Annotated in this window: 24 protein-coding genes and 2 pseudogenes; 7 read left to right on the top strand and 19 right to left on the bottom strand. The window is 72.6% G+C overall.

What is annotated here, in order from left to right:
* Positions 1-51: 51 nt before the first annotated feature.
* Positions 52-501 carry a MarR family winged helix-turn-helix transcriptional regulator gene (locus tag ACGFIG_RS08900; RefSeq protein WP_393000705.1) on the bottom strand — a complete coding sequence of 150 codons (450 nt, stop codon included), beginning with the start codon at positions 499-501 and terminating at the stop codon, positions 52-54.
* 119 nt (positions 502-620) lie between these two features.
* Positions 621-2,099, bottom strand: a complete 1,479-nt coding sequence (locus ACGFIG_RS08905; RefSeq protein ID WP_393000707.1) for an NCS2 family permease — start codon at positions 2,097-2,099, stop codon at positions 621-623.
* Between the two features lie 87 nt (positions 2,100-2,186).
* Between ACGFIG_RS08905 and ACGFIG_RS08910 the strand changes: the two genes are divergently transcribed.
* Entirely contained in the window at positions 2,187-2,435 is a 249-nt protein-coding gene (locus tag ACGFIG_RS08910; protein WP_393000709.1) for a DUF2530 domain-containing protein, read from the top strand.
* A 48-nt stretch (positions 2,436-2,483) separates the two neighbouring features.
* Here ACGFIG_RS08910 and ACGFIG_RS08915 read toward each other — a convergent pair whose 3' ends face one another.
* Entirely contained in the window at positions 2,484-3,323 is an 840-nt protein-coding gene (locus ACGFIG_RS08915; protein WP_393000711.1) for a DUF3027 domain-containing protein, read from the bottom strand.
* Positions 3,324-3,410: 87 nt separating this feature from the next.
* On the opposite strand from ACGFIG_RS08915, the pseudogene ACGFIG_RS08920 reads away from it, so the two are divergent.
* Positions 3,411-4,871, top strand: a pseudogene (locus tag ACGFIG_RS08920) (MFS transporter); the annotation flags it as partial.
* 272 nt (positions 4,872-5,143) lie between these two features.
* Positions 5,144-5,794 carry a futalosine hydrolase gene (locus tag ACGFIG_RS08925; protein ID WP_393000713.1) on the top strand — a complete coding sequence of 217 codons (651 nt, stop codon included), beginning with the start codon at positions 5,144-5,146 and terminating at the stop codon, positions 5,792-5,794.
* Positions 5,795-5,864: 70 nt separating this feature from the next.
* Here the strand turns inward: ACGFIG_RS08925 and ACGFIG_RS08930 are convergent, their stop codons facing one another.
* Together ACGFIG_RS08930 and ACGFIG_RS08935 are read right to left on the bottom strand one after the other, a co-directional pair.
* Positions 5,865-6,338, bottom strand: a complete 474-nt coding sequence (locus ACGFIG_RS08930; protein WP_393001387.1) for a GNAT family N-acetyltransferase — start codon at positions 6,336-6,338, stop codon at positions 5,865-5,867.
* A gap of 345 nt (positions 6,339-6,683) precedes the next feature.
* Positions 6,684-6,821, bottom strand: a pseudogene (locus ACGFIG_RS08935) (helix-turn-helix domain-containing protein); the annotation flags it as partial.
* 620 nt (positions 6,822-7,441) lie between these two features.
* On the opposite strand from ACGFIG_RS08935, the gene ACGFIG_RS08940 reads away from it, so the two are divergent.
* Positions 7,442-8,350 carry a 1,4-dihydroxy-6-naphthoate synthase gene (locus ACGFIG_RS08940; RefSeq protein WP_393000715.1) on the top strand — a complete coding sequence of 303 codons (909 nt, stop codon included), beginning with the start codon at positions 7,442-7,444 and terminating at the stop codon, positions 8,348-8,350.
* Here ACGFIG_RS08940 and ACGFIG_RS08945 read toward each other — a convergent pair.
* Together ACGFIG_RS08945 and ACGFIG_RS08950 are read right to left on the bottom strand one after the other, a co-directional pair.
* Positions 8,311-8,697 carry a cold-shock protein gene (locus tag ACGFIG_RS08945; RefSeq protein WP_393000716.1) on the bottom strand — a complete coding sequence of 129 codons (387 nt, stop codon included), beginning with the start codon at positions 8,695-8,697 and terminating at the stop codon, positions 8,311-8,313. The two genes, ACGFIG_RS08940 and ACGFIG_RS08945, sit on opposite strands and share 40 nt — an antisense overlap.
* Positions 8,698-8,731: 34 nt before the next feature.
* Entirely contained in the window at positions 8,732-9,355 is a 624-nt protein-coding gene (locus ACGFIG_RS08950) for an HAD family hydrolase (protein WP_393000718.1), read from the bottom strand.
* An 83-nt stretch (positions 9,356-9,438) separates the two neighbouring features.
* On the opposite strand from ACGFIG_RS08950, the gene ACGFIG_RS08955 reads away from it, so the two are divergent.
* Positions 9,439-11,916: a helicase-associated domain-containing protein gene (locus tag ACGFIG_RS08955; RefSeq protein ID WP_393000720.1), complete on the top strand. Its 2,478-nt coding sequence runs from the start codon at positions 9,439-9,441 to the stop codon at positions 11,914-11,916.
* Positions 11,917-11,939: 23 nt separating this feature from the next.
* On the opposite strand, the gene ACGFIG_RS08960 is transcribed toward ACGFIG_RS08955, so the two are convergent.
* Positions 11,940-12,188, bottom strand: a complete 249-nt coding sequence (locus ACGFIG_RS08960; protein WP_393000722.1) for a hypothetical protein — start codon at positions 12,186-12,188, stop codon at positions 11,940-11,942.
* Between the two features lie 121 nt (positions 12,189-12,309).
* Positions 12,310-13,206, bottom strand: a complete 897-nt coding sequence (locus ACGFIG_RS08965; RefSeq protein WP_393000724.1) for a L,D-transpeptidase family protein — start codon at positions 13,204-13,206, stop codon at positions 12,310-12,312.
* Between the two features lie 173 nt (positions 13,207-13,379).
* On the opposite strand from ACGFIG_RS08965, the gene ACGFIG_RS08970 reads away from it, so the two are divergent.
* Positions 13,380-15,059, top strand: coding sequence for a DNA repair helicase XPB (locus ACGFIG_RS08970; RefSeq protein WP_393000726.1), 1,680 nt, complete (start codon positions 13,380-13,382; stop codon positions 15,057-15,059).
* 81 nt (positions 15,060-15,140) lie between these two features.
* On the opposite strand, the gene ACGFIG_RS08975 is transcribed toward ACGFIG_RS08970, so the two are convergent.
* The 5 genes from ACGFIG_RS08975 to ACGFIG_RS08995 all read right to left on the bottom strand — a co-directional run bounded on the left by ACGFIG_RS08975 (position 15,141) and on the right by ACGFIG_RS08995 (position 17,774).
* On the bottom strand, positions 15,141-15,494 hold the full coding sequence (locus tag ACGFIG_RS08975; RefSeq protein WP_393000728.1) for a hypothetical protein: 354 nt from the start codon (positions 15,492-15,494) through the stop codon (positions 15,141-15,143).
* A 95-nt stretch (positions 15,495-15,589) separates the two neighbouring features.
* Entirely contained in the window at positions 15,590-16,138 is a 549-nt protein-coding gene (locus ACGFIG_RS08980; RefSeq protein ID WP_393000730.1) for a carboxymuconolactone decarboxylase family protein, read from the bottom strand.
* Positions 16,139-16,191: 53 nt separating this feature from the next.
* Positions 16,192-16,746, bottom strand: coding sequence for a carboxymuconolactone decarboxylase family protein (locus ACGFIG_RS08985; RefSeq protein WP_393000732.1), 555 nt, complete (start codon positions 16,744-16,746; stop codon positions 16,192-16,194).
* 67 nt (positions 16,747-16,813) lie between these two features.
* Complete coding sequence (locus tag ACGFIG_RS08990; RefSeq protein ID WP_393001389.1) at positions 16,814-17,362, bottom strand: carboxymuconolactone decarboxylase family protein; 549 nt, start codon at positions 17,360-17,362, stop codon at positions 16,814-16,816.
* Between the two features lie 202 nt (positions 17,363-17,564).
* Entirely contained in the window at positions 17,565-17,774 is a 210-nt protein-coding gene (locus tag ACGFIG_RS08995) for a GntR family transcriptional regulator (protein ID WP_393000734.1), read from the bottom strand.
* A gap of 416 nt (positions 17,775-18,190) precedes the next feature.
* Between ACGFIG_RS08995 and ACGFIG_RS09000 the strand changes: the two genes are divergently transcribed.
* Complete coding sequence (locus ACGFIG_RS09000; protein ID WP_393000736.1) at positions 18,191-18,448, top strand: hypothetical protein; 258 nt, start codon at positions 18,191-18,193, stop codon at positions 18,446-18,448.
* A gap of 127 nt (positions 18,449-18,575) precedes the next feature.
* On the opposite strand, the gene ACGFIG_RS09005 is transcribed toward ACGFIG_RS09000, so the two are convergent.
* The 5 genes from ACGFIG_RS09005 to ligD (ACGFIG_RS09025) form a co-directional block, all read right to left on the bottom strand.
* Entirely contained in the window at positions 18,576-19,535 is a 960-nt protein-coding gene (locus tag ACGFIG_RS09005; protein ID WP_393000738.1) for a zinc metalloprotease, read from the bottom strand.
* Positions 19,536-19,763: 228 nt separating this feature from the next.
* A complete protein-coding gene (locus ACGFIG_RS09010) occupies positions 19,764-20,360 on the bottom strand; it encodes a dihydrofolate reductase family protein (protein WP_393000740.1) in 597 nt (198 codons plus the stop codon).
* On the bottom strand, positions 20,361-21,125 hold the full coding sequence (locus ACGFIG_RS09015; protein ID WP_393000742.1) for a TIGR03089 family protein: 765 nt from the start codon (positions 21,123-21,125) through the stop codon (positions 20,361-20,363).
* Between the two features lie 141 nt (positions 21,126-21,266).
* The gene (gene ligD, locus ACGFIG_RS09020) at positions 21,267-22,181 is read right to left on the bottom strand and encodes a non-homologous end-joining DNA ligase (RefSeq protein WP_393000744.1); all 915 of its coding nucleotides are present in this window, start codon (positions 22,179-22,181) and stop codon (positions 21,267-21,269) included.
* Complete coding sequence (gene ligD / locus ACGFIG_RS09025) at positions 22,171-23,112, bottom strand: non-homologous end-joining DNA ligase (RefSeq protein WP_393001391.1); 942 nt, start codon at positions 23,110-23,112, stop codon at positions 22,171-22,173. The genes ligD (ACGFIG_RS09020) and ligD (ACGFIG_RS09025) overlap by 11 nt, the downstream gene beginning before the upstream one ends.
* Positions 23,113-23,136 lie beyond the last annotated feature (24 nt).

Here is a 23,136-nt window from a genome sequence, read left to right on the forward strand (position 1 = left end):
GCGGTCGTACGCGTCATCGACGTCGGACGGCGCGGGGGCACGACGCGCGGGTCAGGCGCGGGCGACCTGCTGAAGGATCTCGGCCGCCTGCCGCAGGGTCTCCCGTTCGGCTTCGGTCAGCTCGGCCAGCCGGCGGGCCAGCCACTCGTCGCGGACCCGCTCGAACTGGTCGAGCACCGCCTGTCCGCCCTCGGTCGCCGCCAGGATGACCTGCCGGCCGTCGGTCGGATGGGGGGTGCGGCGCACGAGGCCGCGCTCCTCCAACTTCGCGACGATCCTGGTCATCGTGGGCGGCTGTACCCGTTCCACGTCGGCCAGTTCCCGGGGCGTCAGCGCACCCGCCAGCCGGAGGCTGGTGAGCGCGGAGAGCTGGGTGACCGTGAGGTCGCCGACCGGCCGGGCCTGGCGGACCCGTCGGTTGAGCCTGGTGATCGCATCGCGCAGCTGCGGTGCGAGCTGCGCCGGTGGCACGCGTTTCGCCGTCACCGTCCGCTCCGTCACGATAGTTAGCCTAACTAATTAGCATGGCGAACGACCACTTATATGACCACGCTCACGAGAAGTTCGCCCCGCTCCGGGCCGGTCACCCGAATCGGTCACCGGCCCGGAGCGGAACGTGCTCAGAGCATCATCGACTCGATCGGCCCGCGCAGGAAGTAGAGCACGAAGAGGACGGCCACCCCGTACAGCAGCGGGTGGATCTCCCGGGCCTTGCCCTTGGCGAGCTTCACCACCACGTACGAGATGAGGCCGGCTCCGATGCCGTTGGAGATCGAGTACGTGAAGGGCATCAGCGCGATCGTCAGGAACGCCGGGATGGCGATCTCGTAGTCGGACCAGTCGATCGTCCGCACCGCGGTCATCATCAGGAAGCCGACCACCACCAGCGCGGTCGACGCCGCCTCGAACGGCACCACCACGACCAGCGGCGCCAGGAACATCGCCAGCAGGAACAACCCGCCGGTGACCAGGTTGGCCACGCCCGTACGGGCGCCCTCCGCCACACCGGCGGCGCTCTCGATGTACGACGTGTTGCTCGACGTGCTCGCCGCACCGCCGGCCGCCGCCGCGATCGAGTCGACCAGCAGGATCTCCTTCGCCCGCGGCGGGGTGCCCCGCTCGTCGAGCATGCTCCCCTCCTGGCCGACCGCGACCATCGTGCCCATCGTGTCGAAGAAGTCCGTGATCAGCAGGGTGAAGACGAACATGAGGACCACGAGCCAGCCGGCCCGGCTCCACGAGTCGAACACGTTGAAGTTGCCGAGCAGCGACAGGTCCGGCACGTCGATCCAGGTCTTCGGCAACTCGGGGACGTTGAGCGACCAGCCCTTCGGGTTCGGCTTGCCGTCGACGAACGACGGCCCCACGTTCACCAACGCCTCGACGACGATCGCCAACACGGTGGAGCCGAGGATGCCGATCAGGATCGCGCCCTTGACCCGGCGCACCAGCAGCACGATGGTCAGCAGCAGACCCACCACGAAGACCAGCATCGGCCAGCTGCCGAGGCTGCCGTCGATGCCCAGCCCGACGGGGACCGTGGTGTTCTCGGAGTCGGGCACCCGGCGGACGAAACCGGCGTCGACCAGCCCGATGATGGTCAGGAAGAGGCCGATGCCGACGCCGATCGCCGTCTTCATCTGCGTCGGCACCGAGCGGAACACCGCCGTACGCAGGCCGGTCAGCACCAGCACCGCGATGATCACACCTTCGATCACCACGAGGCCCATCGCGTCCGCCCAGGTCATCTCCGGGGCGATCTCGTACGCGACCAGCGCGTTGACGCCGAGGCCGGCGGCGAGCGCCAGCGGGAACCGGCCGACCACACCCATCAGGATGGTCATCAGGCCGGCGACCAAGGCGGTAGCCGCCGCCAGGGCGGGAATGGGAAGCTTCTGGCCGTCGCCGTCGACGGCACCACCGATGATGAGCGGGTTGAGCACCACGATGTACGCCATCGTGAAGAAGGTCGCCAGGCCACCGCGTACCTCACGGCTCATCGTCGAGCCGCGGGCGGAGATCTCGAAAAATCGGTCAAATCCGTTGCGGGGGTGCGCTGGGTCGGGTGGTGTGCCGTTCTCGGGCGGCGCTACTGCCATCAGTTCCTCGCAGGTGATCTTCCGTTGTCGCGCGCATCGTCGCAGATCACCGGCCACCAGGAAAAGTTGATCGCGTACGCTTGCCGCGTGCCGAAGGAGCAGCCCCCGCGGCCCGAGCCGCTCGACCCGCCGATGGTGCCGTTCGCCCTCGCCGGGATGGCGGCGTGGGCGCTCGCCGGGCTGGTGCTACTGATCTTCTTCCGCGACTGGCTCACCGCACACGGTCACCAGAACTGGCTGTGGACCTGCCTGGCCGGTTTCCTGTGGGGTTTCCCCGGTCTCGCCGTGATGATGCGGCACGACGCCAATCGGCGCCGCCGCCGCGCCGGCCGCTGACCTGCGCCGACACCGAGCCGGCGCGACCTGCCCGCGTCAGGCGCCCGCTCAGGGGTGGCCGTACGGCTCCGCCGGCTCCGATGCCTCGACGGAACCCGGCGCCCGGCTGACCGCCACGGGCTCCACCGCGCTGTCGTCGTAGACCGTCGGCATCTCGTCGACGGGGGTCTCGGCGGCCTCGATCAGGGTCTCCGAGTGGGCGCCGCAGCCGTGGTCGGCGCTGACCACCCGACCGTCGTCAGGGGCGTAGAAGTTGCCACAGGCGCCGAAGGCCTGCCGCAGGGCACCCGCGAGCGGCAGGTAGAAGCCGCAGGTCCCACAGCGGGCGGCGGCGGGGGCGGCGGCCGAGATCGCGGCGGACGGGCCGTGGTCGCCGTCGTACCAGCGCTGGGCGGCCTCGCTGCGCCCCTCCCGGGAGAGCACCCGGGCCCGCCCGAGGCCGAGCTCCCAGGCGGTCTCCTCGACCGCCGGGTCGTCGGAGAGCAGGTAGCCGGGCTGTAGCCGGTCGTCGTCCGCCGGGGTGGGCAGCAGGTCACCGGGGCCCAGGTCGCCCGGCTTGAGCCGTTCCTGCCAGGGCAGCCAGCCGGGGGCGAGCATCGCGTCCGCGCCCGGCAGCAGCACCGTCTCGCAGATGGTGACCTGCCGGCTGCGCGGCACCCGGGTGACGGTGACCGCCCAGCGCCAGCCCCGGTAGCCAGCGAGCCGGCACTCGAAGTAGTGCGTGACGAGTCGGTCGCCCTCCGCCACGGCCTGCAGGTGGTCGCCGATGTCCGAGGGGTCGACCTCGGTGATGGCGTCACGGGCCACCTCGACGGCGGCGGCGCAGACCTGGTCGAGACGAGCGGCACGGGCGGAGGCAGGCCTGGTCACCCAACCATTGTTCCCCATGCGTACGGCAGACCGACAGGCACCCGCCGACGACGTTCTGGGACAGTGGTGCGGCACGGACCGACCGGATGGGCGAGGATGGTGGGCATGCCGCTGTTCTCCCGCTCCGGGCGGTCCGTACTCGGGCGGACCGTCGGCACCGGGATCAAGGCCGTCCGCCTGCTGTTCCGTGGCTCGGTCAGCGGTGGGCGCTGGATGACCCGCCGGGCGGGCCGGGCCCGCGCCCGGGGCGCAGGGGGCGAGGTCGGCATGGTCCGCCTCTTCGACCTGCACGCGCTCTCCTGCGCCGGCGACACGCTGATCGCCATCGGCCTCGCCGGGACGATCTTCTTCAACGTCCCGCTCGGCGAGGCCCGCAGCAAGGTCGCGCTCTACCTCCTGGTGACCATGGTGCCGTTCGCCATGCTCGCCCCGGTGGTGGGCCCGCTGCTCGACCACTTCCGCCACGGCCGTCGGTACGCGCTGGCCACCACCATGCTCGGCCGGGCCTTCCTGGCCTGGCTGATCTCGGACTACATCCACGGCTTCGGCCTCTATCCAGCTGCCTTCGGCGTGCTGGCGCTCTCCCGCGCCTACGGGGTGGCCCGCTCGGCGGCCGTCCCGCGGCTGCTGCCCGAAGGGCTGGGCCTGTCCCAGATCGGGGCCCGGGCCAGCGTCTACGGCACGGTGGCCGGCGCCCTGGTCGCCCCGATCGGGCTGGCCGCCTTCTGGTTCGGGCCGCAGTGGCCGCTCCGGGTCGCCTCGATCATCTTCCTGGTCGGCATGGTGATCTCCCTGCGGCTGCCGCCGAAGGCCGACTCCGAGCCGCCGGAGCGGGTGCCCCGACCGCTGCGGGCGCTCGGCCGGCGCAACGGCGACCGCCCGCTGGGCCGGGGGCGACCGGCCGGCCGACTCGTGATCGCCACCCTGATCGGTGCCGCGACGCTACGCGGGCTGTACGGCTTCCTGCTGCTCTTCCTCGCCTTCGCGATCAAGGCGGGCGACCTGACCACCGTCGTCTTCGGCCGGGACCTGGGCGACGAGGGGGCGCTGGGCCTCGTCGGCGCGGCACTGGCCGTGGGCACGTTCCTCGCCACCGCGATCGGCACCCGGCTGCGCATCCACCGACCCGTCGCGATCCAGTCCAGCGGCATGATCATCGTGGCCGGGGTGGCGGTACTCGCCGCGCTGATGTTCTCGCTGCCGATGGTCGCCCTGCTCTGCCTGGTGGCCGCGCTGATGAGCGGCATCGCCAAGCTCACCGTGGACGCCTCGATCCAGGAGCGCATCCCGGAGCGGCTGCGGGCCAGCTCGTTCGCCCACTCCGAGACGGTGCTGATGCTCGCGTTCGTCGCCGGGGGCGGGCTGGGGCTCGTACCCTTCGACGGCCGCATCGGGATCGCCGTCGCCGCCGGGGCGGGCACGCTGGCCGCCGTGCGGGGCGTGGTGGTGGCGGGCCGTCTGCGCGCCGAGCGCCTGGCCGGTCGCCCGCTCGCCGACGAGGAACTGGCCGACGAGACCGCCGGTGCCGACGACGGCACCGGCGGCGGGGCTGGGCCCGCCAGCGGGGCTGGCACGGACACCACGGCCGGCACAAGCACCACGGCCGGCGCGCGCACCGGGGTTGGCACGGGCAACGGTGCCGGCACACGCACCGAGGCGGAGGCCGCTCCCGAGACCGGGGTGGCGCCCGTCTCGCCCGCCCCGGCGCAGGGCAGTTCGCCGCTGGACGACCCGGCTCTGGCCCCGCCGGGCTACCACATCTACCGACCGTCTTCGGCGGTCGGCGGGCCGGGCGGCGCGGACGACGAGACCCGGCGGGAACCGCAGGGGCCCCTGCCGTGACGGGCCTGCTGGTGGTCACGGCGGTGCCCGCCGAGGCCGAGGCGGTCCGCGCGGGCCTGACGGATCCGTCGACGGCGGTGCTGCCGGTGGGGGTGGGCCCGGCCGTAGCCGCGGCCACCACCGCTCGGCTGCTGGCGCTGGCCGAGGCGGCCGGACGCCCGTACCTCGGTGTGGTCAGCGCGGGCGTGGCGGGCGGCTTCGTCGGCCGGGTGGAGGTCGGCGCGACGGTGCTGGGTTCTGCGGCCGTCGCCGCCGACCTGGGCGCCGAGTCGCCGGCGGGCTTCCTCCCGGTGGACGAGCTGGGCATGCCTCCCGAGTGGCTCGGTGCCGGCACCACGCTGGCCGCCGATCCGGGACTGCTGGCCGCCCTGTGCGCCGCGCTGCCGGCGGCGACGGTGGGCCCGGTGCTGACCGTCAGCACGGTGACCGGCACCGCCGCCGGCACCGATGCCCTACGCCGACGCCACCCCGACGCGGTCGCCGAGGCCATGGAGGGCTACGGCGTGGCCGTCGCCGCCGCCCAGGCCGGTGTCCCGTTCGCGGAGCTGCGTACCGTCTCGAATCCGATCGGCCCCCGCGACCGCGACGCCTGGCGCATGCGCGAGGCGCTGGCCGCCCTCACCTCGGCCGCCGCGGCCCTGACCTGAACCCGCCCGCCTCACCGCCCTGACTGACCCGAGCTGATCCGCCCTCACCGACCTGCCCTGAGCACCTGTCTCACCCGGCCTCTCCCGACGGTCGGTTCGCAGCCGAAGGCCGACGGTCGAGCCGTAGGGCCCACGGTCGGCTCGTCTTGAACTCCCACCCGCAGGCGAGCAGCAGATCGACGTCGGCGGCCTCGGCGATCGCGTGGGCGTTTCGGATGCCCGAGCGGCCCATCTCGTCGGCGAGCATCGCCAGCAACCGGCGCCCGATGCCCAGCCGCCGGCAGCCCTCCGCGACGAGTACGCCGTCGAAGACGATCTCCCGCTCCTCGGCCGGCTCGGCGCCGTCGATCAGGTGCGGGCTGCGCTCGTGGGCCCGAAGCTCACCGACCAGGTCGCCACCCGGCAGTTCGGCGACGAATCGCCACGAGGTCGCGGGCAGGCCGCCGCCCGTCACCCGACGCAGCCGTACCGTCCGCCGGATCTCCTCGGCACGTCGCCGCCGGTCCCGGTAGCGACGATTCCGCTCGTACGTGGCCGGTGGCACTGGTAGCGGCCACCGTGCCGGGGGAAGATTGCACCAGTTCGCCCACCAGGCACCCGGCCAGTCCTTCGGCTCCTTCACCTCCCAGACGTCGAGGTGAGCCGGGTAGCGACGCCCGGCTCCGTCCCGGAGCGCATCGTGCGGCACCTCCGGAAGCAACCGGTCCGCGATTCGGACGGCTCCGACGCGCTCTGCGATTCGGACGGCTCCGGCGGTCGTGACGGCTCCGTCCGCCTCAGCCGTCGCGGCGGTCCCGGCAGGGCGGAGCAGGCCGATTGCCACTTCTCCACCGGCGGCCCGAACGAGCCGCTCCACCGTCCGGAACCGCGGATCCGCCGCGCGGCCCGACTCGATCCGGGCCAGGGTCGCCTGTGGCACCCCTGATCGCTCGGCCAGTTCGCGTTGGCTCAGGTCCGCTCGACGTCGTAGGGCCCGCAGGGTCGCGCCAAGATCGACGGCATCCGTCAGCTCTGCCACGAGAATCATGCTCCCGGCGTGACGTCACGTTCTCAACAGCCTACCCCCGCCTGTGGACAAACCTGTGGACAACGTGGGTACCGGGGGCCGACCGATCCCGCCGGCTCGTCGGCCGACCGGAACAACCCGCTGAAGACGGGGCAGCAACCTGTCGCGACGCTGTCGAGCTGAATCGTCTACGACATCAGGCACCGCTGCCGCCCGGACACCCCACTCGTAAGCGACGGGGGCACGAGTGACGGTGCGACGGGGGCACGAGTGACGGTGCGGCGAGGGCACGAGTGACGGTGGCCCCAGCCTCGCCGTACCGGGGACGCCGGGTCGTGTGCGGTGCCCGGGTCCGTCGCCGAACCTCCGGCGAGGGACACCAACGGATTCGAACGCCTGCACCCCGGACGGCGCCGGAGAGGCCGGAGAGGAAAGCGTCCTCCCGGTGAATCGTTTACGACATCAGCTCGACAGGAGACGTGTGGCAACCTCTGCCTGAAGACAGAACGACGGACGCGGCGTTCCCGTCCGGCAGGCACGCGGGCGGGCAAGCAGGCGGGCAGCAGGGAGGCGGCGGATCCAGGTCACACCGGGACTGGCGCGGTCCGACAGCCCACGCACGGCGGCGATACGGTGAGGGTGTGGCGCTCTCGCTGGCTATCTCGCCCTGCCCCAACGACACGTTCGTCTTCCACGCGCTGGTGCACGGCCTCGTGCCCGGTGCCCCGCCGGTCGACGTCACGTACGCCGATGTGGACGTGACCAACACGGCCGCCGAGCGGGGGGCGTTCGACCTGGTCAAGGTGAGTTACGCGGCGCTGCCGTGGCTCCTGGACGACTACCACCTGCTGCCCTGCGGAGGCGCGCTCGGGCGTGGCTGCGGCCCGCTGGTGCTGACCCGCGGCGACCGGCCCGCCGACTCCGGCCAGCCCGCCAGCATCGCAAGCCAGCCAGACGGCGACCCCGGCCAGCCCGCCGGCTTCGGCCGTCCCGACCTGAGTGGCGCCACGGTGGCGGTGCCGGGTGACCGGACCACGGCGTACCTGCTCTTCCGGTTGTGGGCGGCCGAGCGGCCCCCGGCGCGGATCGAGGTCGTGCCGTTCCACGAGATCATGCCGGGCGTCGCCGCCGGCCGGTACGACGCCGGTCTCGTGATCCACGAGGCCCGGTTCACCTACCCGCGGCACGGCCTGACCGCCCTCGTCGACCTCGGCGAGTGGTGGGAGGCCGACACGGGCCTGCCCATCCCCCTCGGGGCCATCCTGGCCCGGCGCGGCGCGGTCGATCCGCAGGCCGCCGCCGGGTGGATCCGCGAGTCCGTGCGCCAGGCCTGGGCCGATCCGGCCGCCAGCCGGGAGTACGTGCTGGCGCACGCGCAGGAGATGGAGCCCGACGTGGTGGACCGGCACATCGGGCTCTACGTCAACGAGTTCACCGCCGACCTGGGGGACGCGGGGTTCGCCGCCGTACAGGCGTTGCTCGGCCGGGCCGCCGACGCCGGGCTGGTGCCTCAGACCTCCAGCTCGTTGGCGACGGCGTGGACCAGCTGAGCGATCTTCTGCGCCGTCTTGCGGTCCGGGAAGCGACCGCGGCGCAGGTCCGGCTGGACCTTCGCCTCCAGCACCTTGATCATGTCCTCGACGAGGCCGTGCAGTTCCTCGGCCGGCCGGCGGCGCAGCTCCGCCATCGACGGCGGGGCGTCGAGCAGCTTGACCCCCATCGCCTGCGCGCCCCGGCGGCTGTCCACCACGCTGAAGTCGATCCGCTGACCGCCCTTGAGGTCGGTGACACCCGCCGGCAGCGCGCCCTTGGGCAGGAACACGTCGCCACCCTCGTCGCTGGTGACAAAACCGTATCCCTTGGCCGTGTCAAACCACTTCACTCGACCCGTCGGCACCTGAGAACCTCTGCTTCGCTTGAGCTTGAGACGTCTACCTCTCCAAGGCTAGCCGGATCATGCCGTCGAGTGCCGCCGGGAATCCGCTGAGATCGTCCAGCACCACCTCCGCCCCGGCCGCACGCAGCTCGTCGGCGCTGCACGGGCCGGTGGCTACCGCGATGCCGGGGACGCCCGCCGCCCCGGCGGCCGCCATGTCGGCCACGTGGTCGCCGACGTAGTGGGTCGCGCCGTGCCGCCGCAGCGCGGTCGCCTTCTCCTCCGCGAACAGGTCGCCGGCCACCTCGTCGACCGCCATCCCGAGGTGGTCGAGGTGCAGCCGGGCCAGGCGGCCGTGCTTGGCGGTCACCACCAGCACGCGACCTCCGTTTTCGCGTACGGCGTCGAGCGCGGCGACGGCGCCGGGAAGCGGGACCGTGGGCGTGATCGCGTACGCCGGATACAGCTCGCGGTACGTCCGGACGGCCTCGTCGACCTGCTCCGGCGGGAACCAGCGGGCGATCTCGGTACGCAGCGGCGGGCCCAGCCGCGACACGGCGGCCTCCGCGTCCACGTGCACCCCGGTGCGGGCCGTCAACGCCCGGAAGGCGGCGGCGATGCCGGGACGCGAGTCGACCAGGGTCATGTCGAGGTCGAAGCCGACCGTCAGCGCTGCCATGCGGAGAAGGTACCCGCCGGTCCCGGGCCAGCCGAACGTCCGAGGGGCGGGATGACCCCCTGCCGGGCTAGCGTGGAACGACGATGACCACCTCACTCGCCGACCACCTGCGGTCGCTTCCCGACGAGTCGCTCGCCGCCCTCCTCCAGCTGCGGCCGGACCTCGTCGTACCCGTACCGGCCGACGTCTCCGCGCTCGCCACCCGGGCCCAGTCGCGGGTCTCGGTGGCCCGCGCCCTCGACGCGCTGGACGAGTTCACCCTGCTGATGCTGGACGCCGCCCGGCTGACCCGGGACGCGGTCGACCAGAGCACCTCCACCGACGCGGTGCTGGCCATGGCGACCGCCGGCCCGCACCCACCCGCCCCCACCACCGTCCGGGCCGCCGTGAACCGGCTGCGCGCGCTCTTCGTGCTGCACGGCCCCGAGAACGCCCTGCGCGTGGTGGCGAGCGTCGACGAGGTCTCCCCGTACCCGGCGGGGCTGGGTCGACCGGCGGCGGAGCTGAACGCGCGGACGGCGGCGCTCTGCGCGGACCCGGCGAAGCTGCGGCGGACGCTGCTGGCCGCGCCGCCCTCGGCCCGGGCGATCCTCGACCGGCTGGCCGCCGGACCGCCGGTCGGCAGCGTGCCGGCGGGCGCGTTGCGGGCGCCCGCGCTCGGCGCGGAGGACGACCTGCCGCCGGACCCGACCAACGGCGGCGCGCCGACCGGCTCGCCGGTGCGCTGGCTCGTCGACCACCACCTGCTGGTGCCGGTCTCCGGCGGCCGGGCCGGCGTCACGGGCACCGTCGAGCTGCCCCGGGAGGTCGGCCTGCTGCTGCGTCGCGACAGCGGCCCGCTCGGCCCGCTGCGCAGCAGCCCGCCGCCGGTGGCCACCGCGCCGCGCGAGCCGAAGGCCGCCGACTCGGCCGGGGCCGGGCAGACCATGGAGGTGGTACGCCACACGGAGGCGCTGCTGGAGCAGTTGGCGGCCGAACCGGCGCCGGTGCTGCGCTCGGGTGGCCTGGGCGTCCGTGACCTGCGCCGGCTCGCCAAGGCCGTCGGGGTCGACGAGCCGACGGCGGCCCTGCTGCTGGAGTCGGCGTACGCGGGCGGGCTCATCGGCGAGGTCGACCTGCCCGGGGCCACCACGACGCGGCACGGCGCGGATCAGCAGGTGCTGCCCACCGCCGGGTACGAGGTGTGGCGGGCCGGGACGCTCGCGCAGCGCTGGGAGCAGCTCGCCCGCGCGTGGCTGACCATGACCCGGCAGGTCGGGCTGGTCGGGCAGCGCGACGACCGGGACCGGCCCATCACGGTGCTCTCCGCCGAGGCGGAACGGGCCGGCGCGCCGGCCGCCCGACGGGCCGTGCTGGAGGTCCTCGCCGGCCTGGAGCCGGCCACCGGGCCCACCCCCGAGGAGGTGCTGGCCCTGCTCGACTGGCGGGCGCCCCGGCGCAGCCGGGGGCGGGAGGCCGCGCACCGCGAGGTGCTGGCCGAGGCGGCCACGCTGGGCGTGACGGGGCTGGGGGCGCTCACCTCGTACGGGCGGCTGCTGCTCGCCGACGTGACGGCGGCCGACGAGCACGGCGACGACCCGCTCGGGTTGCGTTCCGACGCCGAGAGCGGTGACCCGACCAGCGCCGTACGCGCGCTGGACGCGCTGCTGCCCGCCCCGGTGGACCACTTCCTCGTACAGGCGGACCTGACCGTCGTGGTGCCCGGCCCGCCCGATCCGGCGCTCGCCGGCGAGCTGGAGGTGGTGGCGGAGCACGAGTCGGCCGGCGGGGCGAGCGTGCACCGGGTCACCCCGGCCAGCGTCCGCCGGGCCCTGGACGCCGGCTACTCGGCCGACGACCTGCACTCCCTGTTCCGGCGGCGCTCCCGCACCCCCGTCCCGCAGGGGCTGACGTATCTGGTGGACGACGTCGCGCGCAAGCACGGCGGGCTGCGCGTCGGCTCCGCCGGGGCGTACGTGCGCAGCGACGACGAGGCGCTGCTGACCGAGGTGCTCGCCGACCGGCGGCTGGAGCCGCTGGCGCTGCGCCGGCTGGCGCCGACGGTGCTGGCGACCCCGTACCAGGTGGGCCGGATGCTGCTGGCGCTGCGCGACGCCGGCTACGCGCCGGTGCCGGAGGACGCGAGCGGGTCGGCGGTGCTCGCCCGCCCGAAGACCCGGCGGGCCCCGGCCCGGGTGCCGGTGACGACCAGGACGCTCGACCCGTTGACGACCCCGAAGTTGGCCATGCCCCGCCTGTTGGGGGTGGTGGAGCAGATCCGGCGCGGTGACGCGGCGGCCCGGGCCGCCCGGCGGGCGCCGGCCGTGGTGCGGGGCGGAGTCGGCCGTACGGGTCCCGCTCCGGTGCCCTCGCACAGTGACGCCATCGCGGTGCTCCAGCAGGCGGTCCGGGACCGGGCGCTGGTCTGGGTGGGCTACGTCGACGCGCACGGGGCGACCGCGTCCCGGCTCGTGCGGCCGGTCTCGTTGGGCGCGGGCTACCTGCGCGCCGAGGACGACCGGACGGAGATGCTGCACACCTTCGCCCTGCACCGGATCACGGCGGCGGTACGGGAGGACTGAGCGGCCGGACCGGGCGGGCCGGGTCAGCGCCGACTACGGCGTACGGTCCCGACGACGGAGACGATCAGCAGCAGCGCGAACCCGGCGCCGGCCGACTCGCCGACCGAATCGATGAAGCCCTGTTCGAGCACCAGCCAGCCGAAGAGGAACCAGCCGACGAGCACCACGGCTGCCACCCCGTACGCGACCATCGTGGCGGTGGAGACCTCCTCGACGGGCGACCGGTCGTGCGCGGGACTGTGCTCCGGGACCACTTCACGGTCGACCGTCATCTCCAGCCTCCCCGTCCGGTTCGACGTCTGGCGTCCAGCGTGACACCGTCATGCCGCGAGTGACAGGGGATGAAACCCGGATCGGACGACTTGTGCGTCTTATCGGTGCTGCCGGGGCGGCTCAGGTGCCGGGACGCCGCCCGACCAGCACCACCTTGCTGCCGACCTTGCCCAGCTCCCAGTAGCGCACGGCGTCGGCGCGCAGCAGGTTGACGCAGCCGTGCGAGCCGATCGACTTGTTGTGCAGGTAGGTCGTGGTCTGGTGGAAGCCCATCCCCTGGGTGAAGTGCTGCCAGTACGGCAGCCACACCTCGTACGGGTCGGACCACTCCTTGACGTTGCGATAGTTGATCTTGAACGTGCCGGCCGGGGTGCGGTAGCCGGGCATGCCCGTGCGGGTCACCGTCGGCGGCACGAGCACCTTGCCGTTGCGCATGACCCAGGTGGTCTGCCGGGTCAGGTCGATGCAGAAGGTGGTGCCCGAGCCGGCCCGGCAGCGCGCCGTGTCGGTGGTGGCGAGCCGCTTCGCCACGTCGTACGTCGTGGGCCCGGCGCGGCCGTGGGCGGGGCGGATGTCGTACCGCTTCTGGAACTTCTTGATGGCGGTGCAGTCGGCGGCGGACTGCCGGCCGTCGACGGTCACGCGCCCGAACCCGCCCAGCCGGGCGAGGTACGTCTCCACCTCGCGCTGGTGCTCGCCCTGCGGGCAGCCGGCGGCGACGGACGGCGGGGCGGTGGGTTTCGTCGCGGGCCGCGTCGGCTGCACCGGGGGGCGCGTCGGTGCCGGCGTGACCCGGGTCGGCTTGACCCTGGGCTTCGGCGGCGCCGTGCTGGGCCGCACCCGCTGGTCCGGCCCGGGCGTACCGCTCGCCCCCGTTACCCGTTCCGCAGCCCCGGCCGCGACAGGTCCCCCGCCCCCGCCGCCGCCGGCCTGCGGATCGAACGTGCACGCACCGGCCCCGACCAGGGTGACCACTGCCAGGGCGACCAGCCGGCTGCTGATCCGGACGTGTCTCATGCTGCCTCCTGACAGTTGTTCCCTTTGCTAGACGTTGCGAGTGCCGCTCCGGTTGCTCCAGGTGACCAGATTTTTCTGCCGTCACCCGGGTGCGTGCAAGACTGGTGGGTCGGCCTGGGTGGGTCAGTCGCCTCCCGGACAGCCGGCGACCGAGGCGGAGGAGAGGCACTGGCGTGAGCGGTGGACCCCTGATCGTGCAGTCGGACAAGACCCTGCTGCTGGAGATCGACCACCCCGACGCGCAGGCGTGCCGGATGGCCATCGCGCCCTTCGCCGAGCTGGAGCGCTCCCCGGAGCACGTGCACACCTACCGGCTGACGCCGCTCGGGCTGTGGAACGCGCGGGCCGCCGGCCACGACGCCGAGGGCGTGGTGGACTCACTGATCAAGTACTCCCGCTACCCGGTGCCGCACGCGCTGCTGGTCGACGTGGCCGAGACGATGGACCGGTACGGCCGCCTCCAGCTCGCCAACGACCCGGCGCACGGCCTGGTGCTGCGGGCGCTGGACCGGGTGGTGCTGATCGAGGTCGCCAAGAGCAAGAAGCTCGCCGGGATGCTCGGCGCGAAGCTCGACGACGACACGATCGCGGTGCACCCGTCCGAGCGCGGCCGGCTCAAGCAGGCACTGCTCAAGCTCGGCTGGCCGGCGGAGGACCTGGCCGGCTACGTCGACGGCGAGGCGCACCCCATCGAGCTGGCCGAGGCCGGCAAGGACGGTGGGAAACCCTGGACGTTGCGGTCGTACCAGCGGGAGGCCGTCGAGGCGTTCTGGGCCGGCGGGTCGGGCGTCGTGGTGCTGCCCTGCGGCGCCGGCAAGACGCTGGTCGGGGCGGCGGCGATGGCCGAGGCGAAGGCGACCACCCTCATCCTGGTCACGAACACGGTGGCGGGCCGGCAGTGGAAGCGGGAGCTGATCGCCCGCACGTCGCTGACCGAGGACGAGATCGGCGAGTACTCGGGCGAGCGCAAGGAGATCCGTCCGGTCACCATCGCCACGTACCAGGTGCTCACCTCGCGCAAGAAGGGCGCCTTCACCCACCTGGACCTGTTCGGCGCCCGCGACTGGGGCCTGGTCGTCTACGACGAGGTGCACCTGCTGCCCGCGCCGATCTTCCGCTTCACCGCGGACCTCCAGGCCCGTCGCCGGTTGGGCCTCACGGCCACTCTGGTACGCGAGGACGGCCGCGAGGGCGACGTGTTCAGCCTCATCGGCCCCAAGCGGTACGACGCGCCCTGGAAGGACATCGAGCAGCAGGGCTGGATCGCCCCGGCCCAGTGCACCGAGGTACGCGTCACGCTCACCGACGCGGAACGCATGTCGTACGCGACGGCGGAGGCCGAGGAGCGCTACCGGATGGCGGCCACCGCCCGCACCAAGCTGCCGGTGGTGAAGGCGCTCGTCGACCGGCACCCCGATGAGCAGGTCCTCGTCATCGGCGGCTACATCGACCAACTGCACCAGCTCGGCGAGTACCTCGACGCGCCCATCGTGCAGGGCTCCACCACCAACAAGGAGCGCGAGCGGCTCTTCGACGCGTTCCGCTCCGGCGAGGTGCGGACACTGGTGATCTCGAAGGTCGGCAACTTCTCCATCGACCTGCCCGAGGCGGCGGTGGCGATCCAGGTGTCGGGCACGTTCGGCTCCCGGCAGGAGGAGGCGCAGCGGCTGGGCCGGGTGCTGCGGCCGAAGGCCGACGGCCGCCAGGCGCACTTCTACACCGTCGTCTCCCGCGACACCATCGACACCGAGTACGCGGCCCACCGGCAGCGCTTCCTCGCCGAGCAGGGATACGCGTACACGATCGTCGACGCCGACGACGTCCTCGGCCCGAAGCTGCCCACGGTCGACTGATCTCCGGGGGGCCGATGTCCCTCGCGCTCGCTGTAGAGCTGATGTCGTAAACGACTCAGCCGTAAGTCCCTGCGGCCGGACCTAGTCGTCGTGTACTGGCCGGAGGTGCTCCGTCTGTGGGTCGTAGCAGACAAGTCCGTGCCTGTCGGCCAGCCGGGCGGCCTCGGCCGACAACTTCCCAGCCAGCCCGTACGGCATGGTCAGGTAGATCATCGGGCCGGAGGCGTCGTCACGCAACGACCCCCAACCGGAGGATCTGCCTTCAGTAATGACGGCCCAACGCTCAGCTAGCGCTTCGGCATAGGCAAGGATGATCGGCGTGGGGTCGAACTCCTCACCCTCCATGTACTTCTCGTAGAGCCTTTCGTAGACAACGCCACCCTCCCCGTCGTCTCCGGGCCGCACGCCCTCCCACACCGCCAGGTCGTAACTCATGTCCGGAGTCTGTCAGCAGACTGGCTCATCCCCATCCTCGGCGGCATGGATGGAAGGACGACGGTTCGCCGCCGCCTGACGCAGCAGGATCAGGTTCAGACCGTGTTGCGGTAGCCGGCGCTGATGACCCGTTGGGCCGTCTCGTCGTAGTACTTCGGGTCGCTCGGGGCGAACGTGCCGAGGCCGTCGACGTACCGGTTGACCATGCAGAAGGCCGCCGCGATCAGCACCGTGTCGTGGATCTCCTCGTCGGTGGCGCCCTCGGCGCGGGCCGCCCCGACCAGTTCGGGGGTGACGCTGCGTCCACTGCGCTGCACGGCCCCCGCGATGTGCAGCAGGGCGCGCAGCTTGGCACTGACCGGGGCGTTGTCCAGGTCGGCGCGTACCTGGTCGACCAGGGTCATGCCCTCGTCGAGCAGGGCGGCGGCGAAGGCCGAGTGCGCCGAGCAGCAGTAGGTGCAGTCGTTCAGGCCGGAGACGTACGCGGCGATCAGCTCGCGGTCGGCCGTCGGCAGGCTGAGCGGCCCGCGCAGCAGGGTCTCGGCCAGTTCCAGCATCGGCCTGCCGGTCACCGGCCGGTACTTCAACGGGCCCCGGACCCCGGGAAACTCGTTCTCGTCCACGCCCAGGTCGATGTGTGCCATGACGTCACGCCCCCATTCGGTTGACGGATGAACCCTCGGGTGACCGGTACGGGTCAGCGGTCCAGCACCGGCAGGTAGCCCTGGGTGGCGACCCGTCCGGCCGGCCCGAGATACCACTCCTGGTCCTCGGGTACGGAGGTGCCGAGGCCGTCGACGTACCGGTTGAACATGCAGTACGCCGCCGCGATCAGGACCGCGTCGTGGATCTCCAGGTCGGAGGCGCCCTCGGCACGGGCGGCCTCGACCAGTTCGGGGGTGACCGCACGTCCGCTGACCTGCACGGCACCGGCGATGCGCAGCAGGGCACGCAGTTTCGCAGAGATCGGTGCGCTGTCCAGGTCGACGTGAACCTGGTCGACCAGGACCATCCCCTCGTCGAGTTGCACGGCGGCGAACGCCGAGTGCGCGCCCTGGCAGAACCGGCACTCGTTGCGGCCGGAAACGTACGCGGCGATCAGTTCCCGCTCGCCGGGGGTGAGCGGGTGCGGTCCGCGCAGCAGCGCCTCGTTCAGCGCCAGCAGGGCGCGGCCGGTCTCCGGCCGGTACCGGATCAGGCCGTGGATGCCCAGGTAGACCTGCTCGTCCTGGCCGAGGTCGATATGTGCCATGACCTGATGCTCCGGGTTCTGCTCGTGGGCAGGCGGGTTCGGTCCGGTGGCGCCGGTCGGCTCGTCGTCAGACGACCCTGCGGTAGCCGGCGTTGACGATGCGCTCGGACGCCTGCGCGTACCAGCCGGGGTCGGCCGCCGGTCGGGTGCCGAGGCCGTCGACGTACCGGTTGAACATGCAGAAGGCCGCCGCGATCAGGACCGCGTCGTGGATCTCCAGGTCGGAGGCGCCCTCGGCACGGGCGGCCTCGACCAGTTCGGGGGTGACCGCACGTCCGCTGACCTGCACGGCACCGGCGACGCGCAGCAGGGCACGCAGTTTCGCAGAGATCGGTGCGCTGTCCAGGTCGGCGCGCACCTGGTCGACCAGGGCCATCCCCTCGTCGAGTTGCGCCGCCGCGTACGCCGAGTGCGCCGCGCAGCAGTAGGTGCACTCGTTGCGGCCGGAGACGTACGCGGCTATCAGTTCCCGTTCCCCGGGGGTGAGCGGGTGCGGCCCCCGCAGCAGCACCTCGACCAGCTCGAGCAACGGTTGGCCGGTCTCCGGCCGGAAGCGCAGCGGCCCACGGATGCCCGGGAACTCGGCCTCGTCCACCCCTAGTTCGATGTGTGCGATGGGGTCACTCTCCCGGATCCGAAACGGTCCCTGATCGCGCCTACCAATCGAACCTAGTGAATCACTTGCGGCATCTCAAGAGCGCGCGTTGCGCACTGCTCGATTAACTCCATAAGGGAAAGTCGCCGGGCCGTGGAAGCCTGAGCGGGGAACAGCGGCCGTGGCAAATCCGTTCGAGGCCCGGCTCAGGCGAGCGGCACCGTCAGGGCCGGATGGACTCCGCGACGAAGACGCCGCGCCCCGGGCGGCCGACCAGCACACCCTGCTCCCGCAACCTCGCCACCGCGCGGCTGATTGTCGACTGCGAGACGTCATACTCCGCCGCCAGCGCCCGCCCGGAGGGCAGCTGCGAGCCAGCCGGATATGCCCCATCCTTGATCTTTTTCAGTAGATCGGCCAGCAGCTCGTCCATCGTGGGCGGAATAGGCACGTCGGGCCCCTTGCAGTCGGTTGGCCCGCCCAGTATCGATCAACGTTCGCGGCACAGGCAACGTATGTAGCACGGATGACATAGGTGGGTAGATGACTCGCAGACATGCTTGACATAGGTGACTCGGTGGCAATAGCGTCACTGTCGGTGATGCGGTGCTGCTGCGGTCGGTTGGCGCCTCTCGTACCGGTCTCGCATCGCCGTCGAGACCCCACCCCCGCGCTCCCCCGGCGCGGCCCCTGTCGCCGTACCGTCGATCAGGCTGCGGCGGCAGGGCGGGGCGGTCTCCGTCGCCCGCAACCGGCGGAGTCCGCCCCTCCACTTCAGACGCGAACCACCGAAGGCACGAACGGCGAAGGGCGGTCACCCGTGCGCAACCTGATTCGTCGGCTCAACCGATGACCGAACGCTGGGTGATCCATCTGCCGGTCACCGCGCCCGACCTGCTCCGGGCCCGGATCCTCGCCCGGACCGCCGCCCGCGTGCTGGCCCGGCTCAGCGCCCGTGTCGAGCCCGGCGGGGTCACCGTCTCGGCCGAGGACCAGCAGGGCGTACGACATTGGGTCTTCTGTGACCGGCCACTGCCCGGCGGCGCGCGGTGTGCGCTGCCCACCGACCACCTGTCGCCCTGCGCCCACCGCACCCTCCGCCGCTGACCACCGGCCCTCCGGAATGACCAAGAGGTTTGCGTCCTCCGACATGCTCGTCGGTGACGCAAACCTCTTGATCGACTCGTCTCGACTCGTCTCGCCCCGCCTCGGCGAAGCGGTGTGGTCGGGTGGGTCAGCCGGCGCCGCCGGCCCGGAAGGCGACCCAGGCGTCGCTCATCCGGTCCGCCTGGCCCGGGGTGAACATGTTCATGCAGGAGTCCTGCGTGTAGTCCATGAAGTTGTGGATCGGGTCCAGCCCGGGTGCGGTGCAGGTGTCCGCGCCGACCGGGCAGTTGAACTGCGGCGCCGCCTCGCGCGGGGTGTCCTCGACGAAGTCGCCGGCGGCGGAGCAGCCGTGGGCGAAGGTGTGCTCCAGCATCAGCCAGTGCCCGACCTCGTGCGTCAGCGTGTCACCGAGGGCGTACTTGCCGGCCGTGCCGCCCGGCATCGACTCGTCGAGCATCACCACGCCGTCGATGTAGTCGCGGCCGTTGTTGTAGTCCTTCGGGAAGTACGCCCAGCCGAGCAGGCCGCCGCCGATGTTGGCCGCGTACACGTTGAGGGTCTCGGAGTCGCCGGTGTACAGCGCCTTCTTCATGTCGCGCTCGTTCTTGCCGGGCACGACCGTGTACCAGTCACTGTTCACGGTCCAGGTCGTGTCGACCAGGTCGAACCGGAACGGCGTGTCGGCGGCGTCCGGCGCGGTGCGGCCCGAGAACGAGTCGTTGAGCACCTTCATCTGCGCCGCGATCAGGGTGTTCCACCGGGTCGTCTCGGCCGCGCTGAGGGGGTGGTCGGAGATCATGTGGAAGACCGTCGGCACGGTGACGCTGCCATTGGGCAGGCGCGGGGCGTCCTTGATGACGCCATAGGCCTTCGCCTCGTTCTTGGAGTACAGCTCCGGCTCCTTGGCGGTGGCGCCCTCGGCGAGCCGGGCCGCGCTGTGCCCGTCGGCACCCGGCTCGCACTCGGCCGCGCCCGGGGAGACGGGAACGGGCGCCGCCGACACCGCGCCGTAGGCGCCGCCGGACGCCAGGACCGTCGCGGCGGCGGCCGTGAGGACTGCGAGTCGGAAGATGGGTCTCCTGTGCATCAGTGCACCTTTCAGAGAATGGAGGCGGTGCGGAGTCGACGCGGGGTCGTCTCGACCAGGTCGATGACGTCGTCTTCCCGGTATGAGACCACGTCGATGGCACCGGCAACAGACCTGCGTCAACGGCCGGATCTCCCTGTAACGCCAGGGGGCCGGGGAGCGCTACTAGGAGGCGCTCGGGTGCCCCGCGGCCCCGACTACCTGCCCGCTCTCTTCCTCCGTGGACGGTTACGGGCGGCGGACCCGGTAGTAGAGGTGGGTGACCCGGTCGCCCTCGACGACCGTCGGGTTCGACAGCTCGACAGGGGCGTCGCGGACGTGCTCGAAGAACGGCACACCGTCGCCGAGCAGGACCGGCACCAGGTTGACCCGGATCTCGTCGAGCAGCCCGGCCGCCAGGCACTGGCGGGCGATGCTGCCCCCGTTCACCGCCACCCAGCGGTCGCCGGCCAGCTCCCTGGCCTGCGCGACGGCGGCCTCGACGCCCTCGGTCACGAAGGTGAACGGCGCGTCCGGCCGGGGCCAGCCGTCCGGTACGTGGTGGGTGAGGACCACGACGGGCTTGTCCATGGGGTGGCGGCCGTCCCAGGCGTCCACGAGGTCGAACAGTCGCCGGCCGACGACCAGGGCGCCGGTGTCGTCCAGGGTGTGCCGCAGGTGCCCGGCGCTCGCCGGCGAGGTGCGGAACGTCATCTCCGGCTTGGCGGTCGGAGTGGCGACCTCGCCGTTGCCGTACCACTGGAACAGCTGGTCGAAGCCGCTCTCCCCCGGGCCGGCGATGTAGCCGTCCAGGGACATGCTCGCCTCGGTGTAGATCCCGCCCATCTACAGCACCCGGGTGATCTGCTCGGCGGCGACCCGGGCCTCCAGCCGGGCCTGGTCCAGGTTCGCGCAGAGCACCACCGACGCGCCGACGGCCAGTGGCGCCAGCAGCCAGTAGACCGGTTGTTCGTGCTCGGCGACGTCGACCAGCAGCCGGTCGCCCGCCCGCAGGTCCAGCCGCTCCGCCACGGCCAGCGCGACGCTGCCCCACTCGCGGTAGCTCGTACCGTCGGGGCTGGCCGCGTCCGAGCTGGTCAGCGGGGCGGACGCGGGCAGCGCGCCGGCGTGCCGCTCCACCTCGGCCCGCCATTCCAGGTAGCCCGGGGGCACCTCCCGCGGCGGGTTGGCGCCGAGGGAGAGCACGTAGCGGTGCCGCGCCTCGGGCACGTCCTCCAGCCAGTCGTCCAGCCGCTCGGCGCTGACGAACACGGCGTCGTACGGCTCGTCGGCGCCCGGCTCGATGGCCGGCAGGCCGGCGGTCGCCCGGGGCCGGAACGACACCGCCACCCCGGCCGACCAGGCGCCCAGCAGCACGGCGGCGGTCTGCCAGTGGGCCGGGAGCAGCACCGCCGCCCGGTCGCCGACGCCCAGCCCGCAGCCCTCGCGCAGCAGCCCGGCGGCCCGCGCCGCCCAGCCGCCCAGCTCCGCCGCCGTCAGGTCGACCCGCTCGCCCGTCGCGTCGTCGAGGTAGGTGAGCAGCGGCCGGTCCACCTCCGCCGCCCGGTCACCGGTCACCGGATCCCGGACGAGGGCATCGGTCGTGTTCATGTCGCACTCCTCCGCAGGCTGCGCCCACCCTACTGAACCGGCACCCACCCGACGCCAACAAACCGCCCCGCCACACGCCGCCGGGCAGATCTCGGACAGTTGCCGTCTGGCACGAACGGCCACTGTCCAAGATTCAGCCTGTCACGGGCCGGGCAGAGCCGGGCCGCCGTCCAGGAGCGGGGCCAGCAGGTCGCCCTGCTTCTCCACCCGCTTCAGCACCTCCCCCGCCGTGTACGGCCTGGTCGCCGGACGCTTCCCCGCCGCGCCCGCCTCGACCTCGTCCCAGGTCAGCGGGGTGGACACGGCCGGCACGGACTGCGCCCGCAGCGAGTACGGCGACACGGTCGTCTTGGCGGCGCTGTTCTGGCTCCAGTCGATGAAGACCTTGCCCGGCCGCAGGTTCTTCGCCATCTTCGACACGATCAGCTTCGGGTGCGCCCGCTCCAGCTCCTGCGCTATGCGCTTGGCGTAGTCGGACACGAGATCGGCGTCCTGCGTGCCGGCGATGGGGCAGCAGAGCTGCATGCCCTTCTTGCCCGAGGTCTTCGGATACGCGGAGACGCCGTCGTCGGCGAGCCGGTCGCGCATCAGCAGCGCCACCTGGCAGCACTGGCGCAGCGACGCCGGCGACCCCGGATCGAGGTCGACGACCATCATGTCCGGGTGCTCGCCGATCTTCCACTGCGGCGTGTGCAGTTCCAGCGCGGCGAGGTTGGCCAGCCAGACCAGGGTGGGCAGGTCGTCGGCGACCACGTAGTCGATGGTCTCGCGGCCCTTGCTGGACCCGGGCGCGGGCAGTGTCTCGGTGCGTACCCAGCGGGGGGTGGCGGCCGGAGCGTTCTTCTCGAAGAACGAGCCGCCCGTGACCCCGTTGGGGAAGCGGATCCGGGTGAGCGCCCGGTCGGTGAGGTGCGGCAGGAGCACCGGGGCGATGCGGGTGTAGTAGTCGATCACCTCACCCTTGGTGAACCCGGCGTCGGGGTAGAGCACCTTGTCCAGGTTGGACAGCTCCAACGCGCGTCCCTCGACGTCCACCTTCAACCGCTCACCCGGCATCGTCGACCTCCTCGACGGGTTTGTCCGGCCGCAGCCGGAGCACCCGGGGGAACCGCAGCCGCCCGTCCGGGGTGCGCTGGCCGTACTTCACCTCCACCACGACCCGTGGTGTCACCCAGATCGCGCCCCGGGCGTCCTCGCGCGGCACGTCGCCCCCGAACGGGGACGCGCCGCTGCGCAACGGCTCCAGCTCGTGCAGCAGCGCCCGCTCGATGGCCGCGCCGATGCCGCCGCCCACCCGCCCCCGGTAGGTGAGCCGCCCGTCCGGGCGCGGCACGCCGACCAGCAGGCCGCCGATCTTGCGCGCCCCGGGCCGCCAGCCGCCGACCACGAAGTCGCCCGTGACCTCCAGCTTCACCTTCACCCAGTCCGGGGAGCGGACACCCGGCCGGTAGACCGAGTCGACCCGCTTGGCCATCACGCCCTCCAGGCCGTGCTCGCCGGCCGCCTCGTAGGTGGCCGGGCCGTCGCCGAAGACCGGCGGCACCGCCCACCGGGCGCCGCCGAGCCCGAGGCCCTCCAGGGCCTTCCGCCGTCGGGCGTACGGCCGGCCGGTCAGGTCCTCGCCGTCGAGCCGGAGCAGGTCGAAGATCATGTACGTCACCGGGGCGACCGCCGCCAGCCGGGCGGCCTTCTGCCGGTCGCGCACGTGCATCCGCTCCGCCAGTGCCGTGAACGAGGGCTGGCCGGTCGCGCCGAGCAGCACCACCTCGCCGTCGAGCAGCGCGTCGCCCACCTGCTCGCGCAGGGTGGCCAGCTCGGGGTACGCGGCGGTGATCTCCACGCCGCTGCGGGCGTACAGGTGCTGCCGGCCGCCGGAGATGTCGGCCAGCGCGCGGACACCGTCCCACTTGAACTCGTACGCCCAGCCGGCACCCGCCGGGATCTGCCCGGTCATCGCGAGCATCGGCTTGAGCGGCGCGCCGGGCACCTCCCGACTGTACTTGCGCACGGA

This window comes from Micromonospora sp. NPDC049048 (assembly GCF_043197615.1).
Lineage (GTDB): Bacteria > Actinomycetota > Actinomycetes > Mycobacteriales > Micromonosporaceae > Micromonospora.